Source organism: Herbidospora sp. NBRC 101105, assembly GCF_030269205.1.
Classification (GTDB): domain Bacteria; phylum Actinomycetota; class Actinomycetes; order Streptosporangiales; family Streptosporangiaceae; genus Herbidospora; species Herbidospora solisilvae.
In genome coordinates this window covers 562322-575343 of sequence record NZ_BSSX01000008.1, presented here as the reverse complement: position 1 = coordinate 575343, position 13022 = coordinate 562322, and the positions used below count along the sequence as shown (strand labels likewise).

At 70.6% G+C, this 13022-nt stretch carries 12 protein-coding genes; 6 read left to right on the top strand and 6 right to left on the bottom strand.

Annotated features, from left to right (window positions below):
* The first annotated feature begins 1912 nt into the window (after positions 1 to 1912).
* From QSK34_RS32335 to helR, 4 genes are all read left to right on the top strand, one after another.
* Positions 1913 to 2551, top strand: coding sequence for an HD domain-containing protein (locus tag QSK34_RS32335; protein WP_285589740.1), 639 nt, complete (start codon positions 1913 to 1915; stop codon positions 2549 to 2551).
* The gene (locus QSK34_RS32330; RefSeq protein WP_285589738.1) at positions 2551 to 3468 is read left to right on the top strand and encodes an NADP-dependent oxidoreductase; all 918 of its coding nucleotides are present in this window, start codon (positions 2551 to 2553) and stop codon (positions 3466 to 3468) included. Before QSK34_RS32335 ends, QSK34_RS32330 begins: the two co-directional genes overlap by 1 nt.
* A gap of 347 nt (positions 3469 to 3815) precedes the next feature.
* On the top strand, positions 3816 to 5147 hold the full coding sequence (locus QSK34_RS32325) for a sensor histidine kinase (protein WP_285589736.1): 1332 nt from the start codon (positions 3816 to 3818) through the stop codon (positions 5145 to 5147).
* A gap of 111 nt (positions 5148 to 5258) precedes the next feature.
* Positions 5259 to 7391: an RNA polymerase recycling motor ATPase HelR gene (gene helR / locus QSK34_RS32320; protein WP_285589735.1), complete on the top strand. Its 2133-nt coding sequence runs from the start codon at positions 5259 to 5261 to the stop codon at positions 7389 to 7391.
* Between the two features lie 48 nt (positions 7392 to 7439).
* Here helR and QSK34_RS32315 read toward each other — a convergent pair whose 3' ends face one another.
* On the bottom strand, positions 7440 to 8288 hold the full coding sequence (locus QSK34_RS32315; RefSeq protein ID WP_285589733.1) for a class II glutamine amidotransferase: 849 nt from the start codon (positions 8286 to 8288) through the stop codon (positions 7440 to 7442).
* 171 nt (positions 8289 to 8459) lie between these two features.
* Between QSK34_RS32315 and QSK34_RS32310 the strand changes: the two genes are divergently transcribed.
* On the top strand, positions 8460 to 8792 hold the full coding sequence (locus QSK34_RS32310) for a helix-turn-helix domain-containing protein (protein ID WP_197038523.1): 333 nt from the start codon (positions 8460 to 8462) through the stop codon (positions 8790 to 8792).
* A gap of 7 nt (positions 8793 to 8799) precedes the next feature.
* On the opposite strand, the gene QSK34_RS32305 is transcribed toward QSK34_RS32310, so the two are convergent.
* From QSK34_RS32305 to QSK34_RS32290, 4 genes are read right to left on the bottom strand one after another with little or no spacing between them, the layout of a single operon-like run.
* Positions 8800 to 9339, bottom strand: a complete 540-nt coding sequence (locus tag QSK34_RS32305; protein ID WP_161481619.1) for a hypothetical protein — start codon at positions 9337 to 9339, stop codon at positions 8800 to 8802.
* Between the two features lie 40 nt (positions 9340 to 9379).
* Positions 9380 to 9664, bottom strand: coding sequence for a PepSY domain-containing protein (locus QSK34_RS32300; RefSeq protein ID WP_285589728.1), 285 nt, complete (start codon positions 9662 to 9664; stop codon positions 9380 to 9382).
* A 35-nt stretch (positions 9665 to 9699) separates the two neighbouring features.
* Positions 9700 to 10920 carry a sensor histidine kinase gene (locus tag QSK34_RS32295; RefSeq protein ID WP_285589726.1) on the bottom strand — a complete coding sequence of 407 codons (1221 nt, stop codon included), beginning with the start codon at positions 10918 to 10920 and terminating at the stop codon, positions 9700 to 9702.
* Positions 10917 to 11594: a response regulator transcription factor gene (locus QSK34_RS32290; protein WP_285589809.1), complete on the bottom strand. Its 678-nt coding sequence runs from the start codon at positions 11592 to 11594 to the stop codon at positions 10917 to 10919. Before QSK34_RS32290 ends, QSK34_RS32295 begins: the two co-directional genes overlap by 4 nt.
* Positions 11595 to 11690: 96 nt before the next feature.
* On the opposite strand from QSK34_RS32290, the gene QSK34_RS32285 reads away from it, so the two are divergent.
* On the top strand, positions 11691 to 12125 hold the full coding sequence (locus tag QSK34_RS32285; protein ID WP_285589724.1) for a hypothetical protein: 435 nt from the start codon (positions 11691 to 11693) through the stop codon (positions 12123 to 12125).
* Here QSK34_RS32285 and QSK34_RS32280 read toward each other — a convergent pair.
* Positions 12112 to 12972, bottom strand: a complete 861-nt coding sequence (locus QSK34_RS32280) for a LysR family transcriptional regulator (RefSeq protein ID WP_285589722.1) — start codon at positions 12970 to 12972, stop codon at positions 12112 to 12114. The two genes, QSK34_RS32285 and QSK34_RS32280, sit on opposite strands and share 14 nt — an antisense overlap.
* Between the last annotated feature and the right edge of the window lie 50 nt (positions 12973 to 13022).

Sequence of the window (13022 nt, the reverse complement as noted above, 5' to 3'; positions counted from 1 at the left end):
CCTTCGCAGACGGCAAAGACTGTGCCGACCAGACTTCCCGGCTCACCTGGCAGGAACTCTAACAACTGACGGCGGAAACGACGCCGTTGAGGCGACTCGACAGCGGCGCCCACGACCCCACGCCGGGCTTTCGGCCGTCGCGGCAGGTATCGGGGGTAGGCGGATGGTCGACGGTGCGGGCCGACATCGGCCCCCCGTGCGAATGTTCACCCCGGATAGATCCCGCTGCGAGGCCGTCATTCCGATGGGGTCAGGCCGAATCTAGGCGCTGGGATCTTCAGGTCTCAGTAAGAGCTCTTCGCCTCGCCGGCGGGCAGGCTCCGGAATGGGAGGGGCCCCGCTGTGGTCGTTCAGGCCGTAGGTGGTTCCGTCCAAGAGTGTTCGGTAAGCGCCGGTCCGTGAACACGGCCGACCCCGGCCGGTATGGATGGCTCGGCAGGCACCAGCGACTTGCTGACGCTTTGGGGTCTGATTCTCATGGGTGTCCGCCTCTGCAACAGGACGGGTCGCTTCCTGACGGCCGACTACTCGCAATCTACTGTCCAGCCATAGTCGTACGCGCCCGTCGCGTCTGTGAAGAAATTCATTCGCAGAAGACACACCGAACCATCGAGGCCCCCCGTGAATCTCGCCGACAATGTGTTCTTGTATCCGCTCTCCTCTCTATCGTCCAATGCGGCGTAGTAGGAGCCGACGGGCTTGTCCGGCGTGTCCAACTGCTTGGCCGAGACGTAACGCGTATGCCAGTAAGGCGAGACCTCGATGGGCCAGACCTTCTTCTCCTGCTTGCTGTATCGAACCAGGAAGGATCGGCACACGTTGATGACGGGGCTCTGCGTGCACACTTGAACGCGGCCTCCCGAATATATGGATCCCGCGCCTGAGTTTTCGTACCGATCCGGCGTTGGACTCGCAGCCCGACTCGATTGTCCCGGCGAATCTTTTTTCGCCTCGGCGGCAGAGGTGCACGCAGATCCCAGGACGACCGCGCAGAGCAATAATCGAAACGACGCAGTCTTCATGATCGCCTTACGTCGAAATCGATGAAACCACGGTATGACCACGGGGTCCCGAGTCATACTAGCCGACTGGGACCCTGTGGTCACGACTGGTGTCGCGGAACCACACCAGCCCTTTCGCCCTGCTGGTGGTTGCTCGAACTCCCTCATTAGCCGAAGTCGGCGTTGAAGTAGGTGCAAGGCGTTCCTTTCTCGTGGAGGAGCCTGAAACCGAGGCATTGATCGCGACGTTCCAGCCTGCCTTGGCGAACTATCGACGCCTGCTTCGATGCCCCCACTCCACACATAAGTAAAACTCTCCGCTGCGCGTAAGCGCTGCTCTTCGCATATCCCGCTTGACCGTCTTGGTCTTCTTCGTGCTGAAACAGGCATTGTGGGTAGGGGCCTGTCCGCAAACCTGCACCAGGCCCGACGACCTCTTCCTGAGCGCCCCCGCCGGCCGAAATGCCAGGGGGCACCGTAGTGCTGGGAAGGCCAGGCCGGGTGGCCGACCCCTTCTCAACCGCTCACCGTGAGATCGCCGCGTGTGACCGCAAGCCGACCTGTCCGATGGACCGGGCTCGACTATGGGATTCTCGGGCCCGCAGGAACGGAGCCCTGGCCGCCTTTTCGCCTCGTTGAGTCGGCAGAACGTCAGATCGGCCTCCGCCGATGACACGCCGAGTCCAGGCTGGGCGAAGGCGGAAGGTGGTCAAAGATGAGTGAGGTCTCCGGCAAGCGTTCGCCCTGCTCACTTGTTTGATCGAGAACCAGGCGGCCGGTTCCTGGCGAGAAGAAGCTTCCTGTTTGTCGGTATATGAGTGATTTCTGGCCGGATAAGGGCGGCGCCGCGGACCGATCCGCAGGCAGCATGGAAACGGACATTCCTTCCACGGCTGAAAGGGTCAGCGGCGATGCCAGAGGCCATCGCGGGGCTGGAGATCCCTGAGACGACGGCGGTCGCCGAGGCGACCAAGATCGCTCAGGATATGACCGGTCCCCTCATCTACCACCATTCCCGGCGGGTCTTCTTCTTCGGGCTGATCCACGCCAACCGGCTCGGCGTGAAACCTGACCCGGAACTGCTCTACCTCGCGGCCATGTTCCACGACACCGGCCTGCGGACGCCCTTCTCCGAGGAGGAGCAGCGTTTCGAGGTCGACGGCGCCGACCACGCGCGGGCCTTCCTCACGGAGCGGGGCTTCTCCTCGGCCGCGGCCGACACGGTCTGGACGGCCATCGCCCTGCACACCACCCCGGGCGTGCCCGGCCGGATGGCCCCGGAGATCGCGGCCACCCACCTCGGCGTGCTGACCGACGTGGTCGGCTTCGGCCTCGACGGGTTCGCCCACGGCCAGCTCGAGGAGATCCTCGCCGCCCACCCCCGGGGCGACTTCAAGAACGAGTTCCTGCGGGTGTACGTCGACGGGCAGAAGGACCGCCCGGAGACCACGTTCGGGACCGTCAACGCCGATGTGCTCGAACACTTCGTCCCCGGATTCCGGCGGACGACGACGGTCGAGCGCATCCTGAACTCCCCCTGGCCGAGCTGATGCGCGCCGTCATCGCGCGGGAGCGCGACGCCGGGGCCGGCGGCCTGGCGCTGGCCGAGATGCCCTATCCCCACGCGGCCGAGAACGACGTCATCGTGCGCGTGCACGCCGCCGGGTTCACCCGCGGGGAGCTCGACTGGCCGGCGACGTGGATCGACCGGGCCGGCCGCGACCGCACGCCCACCATCCCCGGCCACGAGATGTCGGGGGTCGTGGTCGAGCTCGGCTACGGGACCACCGGCCTGACCGTGGGCCAGCGGGTGTTCGGGCTGACCGACTGGGCCAGGAACGGGTCGCTGGCCGAGTTCATCGCCGTGGAGGCCCGCAACCTCGCGCCCGTCCCGGCCGACGTCGACCACACCGTGGCCGCCGCGCTGCCCATCTCCGGGCTGACCGCGTGGCAGGGGCTGTTCGACCACGCCCGGCTCACGACCGGGCAGACCGTCCTGATCAGCGGCGCCGCCGGGGCCGTCGGCTCGATCGCCGTCCAGCTCGCGCGGGAGGCGGGCGCCGTCGTGGTCGCCACCGGCCGGGCCCGCGACCGCGAGCTCGTGCTGGGTCTCGGGGCGCAGCGCTTCTTCGACCTCGACGCCGAGGACGTGCGGGACGCCGGTGAGGTCGACGTGGTGTTCGACGTCATCGGCGGCGAGGTGCTGGCCCGGTCGGCCGAGCTGGTCCGTCCGGGCGGCACCTTGGTCAGCGTCGCCATGCCGCCGGACGTGCGGCCCAAGGACGGGCGGGCGCTGTTCTTCGTCGTCGAACCCGACCGGGCCCGGCTGGCCGATCTCGTCCAGCGGGTCAGGGACGGACGGCTGAGCGTACTGGTGGGCGAGGTGCGCCCGCTGGCCGAGGCGGCCGACGGATGCGCGCGCAAGTCCGCCGCCTCCGGCAGGACGATCATCAAGGTGGCGCCCTGAACCGTCCATGATTTTCGGACCGGTGTCTAGAAAACGATCGAGGAGTAAAAACTTTGCCCAACGTGAACCCCGCCAGGCGTAGGGCCTGGCGGGATTCACCGCGCCCACCTGCCAGAACAGGTTTTGGCCGGGTGAACTTCACGTCATAGACTCAAAGTGAAAACGAGGCCGTCCGCCTCCCCAGAGAATCGCCGTCGAGGTCTCTCGCGACTCCGGCCTCGGCCCGGACGCCTCTCGCAAACAGCGGAAAAGACCGCGCGATCTCCTGACAGCTCACCGGCCGACTTCGGGCAGAGACTCGACCGGCCTTTTCGCGTTCCCTTTCCGCGAAGCCGAAGGGGCTTTGGATGACGCGAGCTTTCCGAGTCCGGAGGACCGTGGCGACCGCCCTGGTGACGACCCTGGTGTGTGTCGGGGTCAGTGTCCTCTTCCTGCTGTTCGCAGGCTACAAGGAGATGGACAGCGTCCAGGCGCGGGCCACCATGACGTGGGGCCACGTGGTCCCGCTCATCCGGGAGGGCCCGCTGCCGAAGACGCTGAAGGACGACTCCGTCAACGCCGTGCAGGTGGTGGACGCCCATGGGCACGTCGTGGCGGCCACCCCCCAACTGGCGGGCAAGGGCCCGATGGCCGACTTCCACGCCGACCGCGCGAGCGTGCGGGCGGAGCGGACGTTGTGCCCGCCGGCGGGGCTGCACGGATGCGCGACCGTGTTGTCGTACAAGGTCTACCAGCCCGGCGGGTTCTGGCTGCTCTACATGGCGCTGCCCGTGGTCGCCTGGTACGGGAGCGTCACCTCCATCGTCACGGCGGTCGGGGTGTCGCTGCTGGTGATCTCGGTGCTGACCGCCTGGACCTTCCGCGACCTCACCAAGGCCCTGGCCCCCGTGAACGCCATCCGCGCGCGGATGGCCGAGATCACCGCCACCGGCCTGGACCGCCGGGTCCCGGTGTCGAACAAGTACGAGGAGATCCAGCTCCTCGCCGAGACGGTGAACGCCACCCTCGACCGGCTGGAGGTCGCCTACCAGCAGCTCCGCCGCTTCACCCAGGACGCCTCCCACGACCTGCGCACCCCCATCACGGCCATGCGGGCACAGCTGGAGGAGGCGCTGATGCACCCCGACAGCACCGACTGGCCGACGATGAGCACGGAGGTCCTCGCCGGGGTGGAACGGCTCCAGGCCATCGTGACCGACCTGCTGACGCTGGCCCGGCTCGACGCCCGCGCGCCGGTCGACCGCTCGCCGACCGATCTGGGCGCGCTGGTGGGCGGGGAGCTGAAGCGCCGGGCGTACCGGAAGAAGATCGTCACCGACCTGGCCGACAACGTCCGGGTCGACTGCGACCGGCTGCGCATCACCCGGGTCCTGGGCAACCTGCTCGACAACGCCGAACGCCACGCGACCTCGCAGATCACCGTGCGGGTGCGGGGCGACGCGACCTGCGCCACCCTTGAGGTGATCGACGACGGGGCCGGGATCGCGCCCGAGCACCGGGAGATCGTCTTCGACCGGTTCACCCGGCTGGACGCCTCGCGGGCGCGCGACGCGGGCGGAACGGGGCTGGGCCTGTCCATCGCGCGGGAGATCGCCGAAGCGCACGGCGGGAGCCTGACGATCCAGGACAGCGAGCGTGGGGCCCGGTTTGTGCTGCGCCTGCCCAGGACACCCTCCTAGGCCCCTCCATTTTCAACCTATAGCGCACCCCCGGGCTTGCCACAAGCCCCCCGTCATGCCGCAGAATCGTCCGGCCAAGCCCACAATCTGCGAAAACCGGGGGACGCAGACGTGAATCCACTGAGCACCAGTGCGTTCGACCTGCCCGACCACCTGTCGCCCAAGGCCGACCCGGCCCTGATCGCCCGGGACGAGAAGCACTTCGCCGCCATCGCGGAGAGCCTCCACCGGTCGATCACCGACCTGTCCGACCGTCTCGACGCCGAGCGCAGGGCCCCGGGCGGCCAGGGGCGCGCGGCGTTCGACCGCGACCAGGAGGTGCACCGGCTGACCGCCCGCCTCCGCGCCCTGCGCCGGTTCGGCCTCGACCTGTGCCTCGGCCACATGGTCGCGGAAGACGACCAGGAGCCCGTCTACATCGGCCGCCTGGGACTGACCGACAGCTCCGGGCGGCGGCTGCTGCTCGACTGGCGCTCACCCGCCGCCGAGCCCTTCTTCGGGGCCACCCACGCCAACCCCATGGGACTGGCGAGCCGCCGCCGCTACCGCTGGACCGCCGGGCGGATCAGCGACTACTGGGACGAGGTCTTCACCCAGGACGGTTTCGACGGCCACGCCGCCGCCCTCGACGACCAGTCGGCCTTCATCGCCAGCCTCGGCGGCAACCGCTCGGGCCGCATGCGCGACGTGCTGGGCACCATCCAGGCCGACCAGGACGCCATCATCCGCGCGTCGTCACGCGGCGCGCTCGTCGTCGACGGCGGGCCCGGCACCGGCAAGACGGTCGTCGCCCTGCACCGGTCGGCCTACCTGCTCTACTCCGACCCCCGGCTCGGCCACCACCGGGGCGGCGTGCTCTTCGTCGGGCCCCACCAGCACTATCTGGCCTATGTGGCCGACGTGCTGCCCAGCCTCGGCGAGGAGGGGGTGCGGACCTGCACCCTGCGCGACCTCGTCAAGGAGGGCGCGACCGCCACGACCGAGACCGACCCGGAGGTCGCCCGCCTCAAGGCCTCGGCCGAGATGGTCAAGGCCATCGAACCCGCCGTGCGGTTCTACGAGAACCGGCCGGACAAAGGCATGGAGGTCACCGACGCGAAGATCTGGCTGAGCCCCGACGACTGGGCCGAGGCCTTCGACGCCCCCGACCCCGACACCCCCCACAACGAGGCGCGCGACGTCATCTGGCAGGAACTGCTCACGATCCTGACCGACAAGTACGAGGGCGACGCCTCCCGTGACATGGTGCGCCGCTCGTTGCTCCAGGACCGCGAGCTGGTCAAGACGTTCAACCGGGCCTGGCCGCTGATCGAGGCCGCCGACCTGGTCGGCGACCTGTGGACCGTCCCGGCCTACCTGCGCCTGTGCGCCCCCTGGTTGACCGTCGAGCAGATCCGGCTGCTCCAGCGGCCGGAGGCCCAGGCCTGGACCGTCTCCGACCTGCCCCTCCTCGACGCCGCCCGGCAGCGGCTCGGCGATCCGGAGGCCGCCGCGATCAAGCGCCGCCAGCAGGCCGCCATCGCGGTCGAACGGGAGCGCACCGGCCACGTCATCGACCGCCTGCTCGACACCGACGACGACGGCGAGGGCCTGATCACCATGTTCCACAACCAGGACATGCGCGACGCCCTGGTCGACGAGACCGTGGCCCCCGGCGTCGAACCCGACGTGCTCGCCGGTCCGTTCGCGCACGTCGTCGTCGACGAGGCCCAGGAGCTCACCGACGCCGAGTGGCAGATGCTGCTGCTGCGCTGCCCGTCGCGGAGCTTCACGATCGTCGGCGACCGGGCCCAGGCCCGCCACGGCTTCACCGAGACCTGGGAGGAGCGCCTGCGCCGCATCGGCCTCGACCGCGTCACCCTGGCCCGGCTCACGGTCAACTACCGCACCCCGGAGGAGATCATGGCCGAGGCCGAGCCGGTGATCCGGGCGGCCCTGCCCGACGCCAACGTGCCGACCTCGATCCGGACCGGCGGCCTCCCCGTCCGCCACGGCGCGGCGTCGGAGCTGGCTTCGGTGCTCGACGCCTGGCAGGGCGACGGCATCGCCTGCGTGATCGGCGACCCGGACTTCCGGCCGACCGCCCGGGTGCGGTCGCTGACGCCCGAACTGTCGAAGGGCCTGGAGTTCGACCTGGTCGTGCTGGTCGACCCCGACAGGTTCGGCGAGGGCATCGAGGGGGCGGTCGATCGGTACGTCGCCATGACCCGCGCCACGCAGGAGCTGGTGATCCTCACGAGCTGACGGGCTGGAGAACCGCGCGGAACGTGTCAGCGGCGGATCAGTGGAGAGTCACGCGCCGTGTTGTGAGGCCGCCGCTTCCGGACGCAGATCCCGCAAAGTCATCTGATGACGCGGCGGGTGGGGCAGCACGAGGTTCCTGTGCACGGCCGATCTCCGGTCGGCGTGCAGGAGTTCGCCCGGTTCCAGGAGGCGCCAGCCGGGGTCGTCGTCCATTCGCTCACTGGCCACCGCGACGCATTGCCGGTCGGCCAGGTCGGCGCTCTCCACCCTGATTCTGCCGCCGGTCCCCTCATGGCAGAGAAGGCCGCCGCGGCGTTCCAGGACGTACAACTCATGGGTCTCCGGATACCGCAGCGCCCACATTTGCGTGTCCGATATGAGAATCAGGTTGAGCGCGTACAGCGGGAGTTCCTCCGCGATCCAGCGGGCCGCCGAGACGATCGCGGCGCTGACGTCGCCGCCGTTGGCGCGGATCTCCCGGGTGATGAGCGCGAAGACCCGTTCGGAGTCGGTGTCGCCCTTGACCAGTCTCCGGTCGGGGCCGAGTTCGGCCTCCAGCCGGTCGAGGCCCTCGACGACGCCGTTGTGCGCGAACAGCCGGTTGTCCTGCTTGAAGGGGTGGGTGTTCTTCCGCTCCAGCCCGCCGGTCGAGGCGTAGCGGACGTGCGCGATGAAGGTCGCCGAGCACTCCTCCTTCGCCTCGTGGGCGAAGCAGCGGTCCTCGTAGGCGGCGATCGGGGCCTTGTGGGTGTGGGCCGCGCCGTGGTCGTAGAAGCCGAGGCCGGCGCCGTCGGGGTCGCGGTGGCTCTGGGCGGTCAGGGAGTCGGGGGCCTCCAGGAGCCAGAACGTGGCCTTGGTGCGGTGCGGGGCGGCGGACAACCCGAAGAGGCGGCACATGACGTGCTTATCCCCGTGGCCGCAAACCGGCACAGATGGGCACGGACAAGGGTTTGACCAGCTGCGATCATGGGTGCGGTCAAGGAGCGGCGGGCCGCCCAATATACGGCGGCTATACAGGCGCGTCCTACGTTGGGCCACATGTCACGGATGACCATGGATGATCACCTGATGGCACGCATCGTGGCCTACATCGACCACCGCCTCGGGGACCCGGACCTCTGCCCGCCCACCATCGCCGCGGCGCACTACTTATCGATTCGCGGGCTCTACCGCATGTTCGAGGCCAGGGGGCTGTCGGCGGCGCGGTACATCCGGTCGCGGCGGCTGGAGAAGTGCCGCGACGAACTGGGTTCGCCGGGGATGACGGGGGTGCCCGTGGGGGTCATCGCGCAGCGCTGGGGGTTCCGGTCGTGCTCGCACTTCTCGCGGGTCTTCCTGGAGGAGTACGGGGTGTCGCCGGCGGCCTATCGGAAGCGGGGAACGGAGAAGAAGGCCGCCTGAGGCGGCCTCAGACGGGGAACTCGGCCGCCATTCGCACCGCCTCGCCGAGTGGCGGCACATTCCATTCGGCCCTCTCCTCGTCGGTCGTGCCGGGCTCCACGTCCCACAACCGGAACCCCTCGCCGTCCTCGACGTACTGGGTGCCGTAGTGCTGCGGCAGGCCCTGGTGCATCAGCCAGCGGTCCATCGCCGCCGCGGCCAGCCATTTGGCCGGGCCGTATCCGGCCAGCGCGCTCAGCCGGGCCAGCACGTGCCCCAGGTGGAAGTGCTCCACCAGATAGGAGTGCTGCAGGACCATCGCCGCGTTGTAGTAGTCGCGCGGCGACCGCACGTGCCCACTCCCCAGCAGCCGCATCACCTTGGCCCGGCGGGCCCGGTCGCGGTCGGGGCGGCCCTCGGCCGGGGCGGTGCCGACCCGGTCGGCCTGGTCTTCGGCGAAGACGCTGATGAGCACCGGATTGTCCGGGGAGTGGGCGTCGGGGGCGGGGAGCCGGTCAAGGACCAACGGCAGGTTGAACCGTTCTCCGATCAACCGTGGGCTCGGCATGCTCCCAGTGTGGATCGCGGCTCAGGTGGCGTCGAGGGTGTCAGTCGTCGTAGTCGCGGGTGAACTTGACGATGCGCCCGTCCGAGACGGCGACGTAGACGTCGTACTCCCAGTTCCCCTTCTCCAGCTCGATCTTCCACGTGCGCCGGCCGTGCTCGTACTCGCGCTCGACCTCGCTCACGTACGCGCCGGGCACCTTCTTCTTCGCGATCTTCACGGCCTGCGCCTTGGTGACGGCGGCGGTCGTGGCGGCGACGGCGGGGGTGGCGGCGGCGGTCAGGCCCAGGACGGTGACCGCGGCGGCCAGTGCGTATCGGATTCTCATGCCCTCAGACTCGCCGGAAGGCGGATAGCGGCACGCTAAGACGTCACTAACGTCAGCACCACCCGCGCGCCACCGCCGGGGGACCTCTCCAGGCGCGTCTTCGGCACGGTCCGGCGCACGATGTCCAGGCCCAGCCCGGTCGACCCGGCTCCGCTGTGGCCGCGTTCCAGCGCGGCGGGGCCGAAGCCGGGGCCGTCGTCCTCCACGACCAGGTCGCGGGGCGTCAGGCGTACCGAGAAGGAGACCCCTTCGTCGGTGTGGGCGAACACGTTCTCGAACAGCGCGTCCAGGGCCGCCGCCAGGTCGGGGGCCGAGACGGGCACCTCGACGGGGCCGGGCGGGACCGTCACGGAGAAGGCGCGTTCCTGCTCCTCGGCCAGCACCGACCAGAACTCGGCCCGCTCGCGCACCACCACGGCGGCGTCGCACGAGCCCTTCTCCCGGGTACGCCGCCGGGCGTCGAGGATCACCGAGGTCACCGCCTTCTCCAGCGCGTCGACACGGGCGGCGATGCGGTCGGCCTCGGCCGGGTCGCGCAGCGACTCGGCCTCCAGGCGCAGGCCGGTCAGCGGGGTCCTGAGCCGGTGGGAGATGTCGGCGACCGTCTCGCGCTCCTCGGCCAGCAGCTCGCCGATGCGGCCGGCGAGATGGTTGAGCGCCAGCCCGGCCGAGCGCACCTCCGGCGGCCCGCCCGGCACCGCGCGGGCCTCCAGGTCGCCTCCGGCCAGCCGGTGGGACACCCCGGCCAGCGCGGTCATCGGGCGGGTGATGGCGACCGCCAGCCGGTCGGCGAGGGCCACCCCGAGCCCGATCAGGACCACCCCGAGCAGCAGCAGCCCGAGCCAGGTCTCGCCGACGCCACGGGTCAGGTCGCCGGGGGTCAGCACGACCTGGACCACACTCGTGCCGCCCGGCCCCTGCACCGCGACCAGGACCTCACGGCCGCCGCCGGGGGAGACCGCGGTGAAGCTGCGGCCGCGCCGGGCCAGTTCGACGGCCTCGGAGACCGGCCGGGCGCCGGGCGGGAAGACCGCGACGTCGTGCCCGCCCGCCGCCTCGGCGCGGCTGACGGCCAGGGCGAGCGTCGCCTCGTCGACGGTGCCGATCACCGCCCCGACCGACTGCGCCTCGGCGGTGGCCTGCGTGATCGCGTTGTTCTCGGCGGTCGCCCGCACGAGCAGGGCCAGCGGCACCAGCATGGCGACCAGGACCAGGGAGGTCGTCGCGGCCACCAGCAGCGCGAGCCGGCTCCTCACGGCGACACCAGCTTGACCCCGACTCCGCGCATGGTGTGCAGGTAGCGGGGTTCCTGGGCGGTCTCGCCCAGTTTCCGGCGCAACCACGACAGGTGGACGTCGACCGTCTTGTCGGTGCCGCCGTACGGCAGTTGCCACACCTCGATGAGCAGTTCCCGTTTCGTCACCACCTGCCCGGCCCGCGAGGCCAGGTAGAGCAGCAGGTCGAACTCGCGCGGCGTCAGGTCGAGCGTGCGGCCGTCGAGCAGCGCCTCCCGGCCGCGCGGGTCGACGCGCAGGCCGCCGACCGTCACGGTCGGGTCGCCCGGCGCCGATCCGGTGCGCCGCAGCACCGCCCGCACCCGCGCGTCGAGCTGGGCCGCCGTGAACGGCTTGACCAGGTAGTCGTCGGCCCCGGCGTCCAGCACCCGGACCGACTCGGCGTCGCCGTCGCGGGCCGTCGCCACGATGACCGGCACCGCCGACACCGCGCGCAGCATGCGCAGCAGTTCGGCGCCGTCGAGGTCGGGCAGGCCCAGGTCCAGCACGACCAGGTCGGGTCGGTCGTCGAGGGCCATCCGCAGCCCGTCGAGCGCGGACGACGCCGACGCGACGGCGTGTCCCTTGTCGCGGAGGGCGCGGACCAGCGCGGTCCGGATCGTCACGTCGTCTTCGATGAGCAGCAGACTCGCCATGGTGCCCGACACGTTAGTCAATGTCCGGTTCGGTGGCGATGGGCCTTAGCGTCGTGTTAACCCGGCCTTAGCCCAGGAGCAGGGATGGTGGGCGGCATGGATCGGCGTCTCGTCTTCGCGGTCGCGGGCTGGGTGGTCGCGGCGCTCGCGGCGACCGTCGCCGGGCTGGTCGTCATCGGTGCCTTCGGCGGCGCGTTCCGGGGACCGGGCGACCAGGCGCTCTCGGCCGAGGCGGTCCGCCGCGAACTCGCGCTGCCCGCGCCGCCGGTCAGTTCGCCGACGCCCCGCCCTTCGGCCGCCGCCACGGCGAGCCGGGTCGTCTCCACCGAAGGGGGCACGGTCGTCGTGTCCTGTACGGCCGGCCGCGCGCAGCTCACCTCGTGGACCCCCGCCCAGGGCTGGCAGACCGACGACGTCGAACCGGGCCCCGGCGGCCACGCCAAGGTCAAGTTCGAGCGGGGCGAGGCCGAGGTCGAGGTGGAGACCCACTGCGAGGGCGACGTGCCGCGTACCGTCGTCACGGACGACTGAGCTCCCGCACCACCGCGACGAACGCGGCGACCAGCGGATTCGCCGAACCGGCGGGCCACGCCAGCGCCACCCGCAGCGGTTCGGCGCCGACCAGCGGCACCCACACCAGGCCGGGCCGGGTGTAGTAGCGCGCCATGCTGGCCGGGCCGAAGCAGACGGCCACCCCGTCGGCGACCTGGTCGAGCATCTCCTCGACGTTGTCGTTGGTCGGCCCCCACTTCGGCGCCGACCCGTCGGGGCGCGGGTTCACCGCCCACCAGTCGACCCATTCGCGCGGGGCCCGTTCGGTCCACATGAGGGGTTCGTCGGCGACGTCCATGACGGTCAGGCCGGCGCGCCCGGCGAGCCGGTGGTTCTCGGGCAGCCCGACGACCCGGGGCTCCCGGTGGACGACCTCGTGGGCGAACCCGGTCAGGTCGGCGGGCAACCAGACGAACGCCACGTCGACCAGGCCCGCGCGCAGGGCCTCCGCCTCGCCGCCCCAGTCGTAGCGTTTCGGCTCCAGGCGCGCCTCCGGGTGGCGGCGCGCGAACTCGGCCCTGACCCGGCTGGTGAGGTCGCCCGCGCCGCTGGCCTCGAACCCCACCCGAAGCACACGGGCCGCCGCGGCCCGCACGCCCTCGGCCGCCGCGAGCGTGCGCCGGGCCGCCTCGACGACGTCGCGCCCGACGGCCGTGGGGGAGACCCCGCCGGGGTGGCGGTCGAAGAGGCGCACCCCCAGCTCGCCCTCCAGTGCCCGGACCGTCTGCGACAGGGCGGGCTGGCTGACGTAGAGCCTCTCGGCGGCGCGGCCCAGGTTGCCGGTCTCGGCGATGATCACCAGATAACGCAGCTGGCGAAGCTCCATCCTGCGATCATAAGCGCCGCTTATCGTCCTGCCGCCGACGTGTCTTGGAC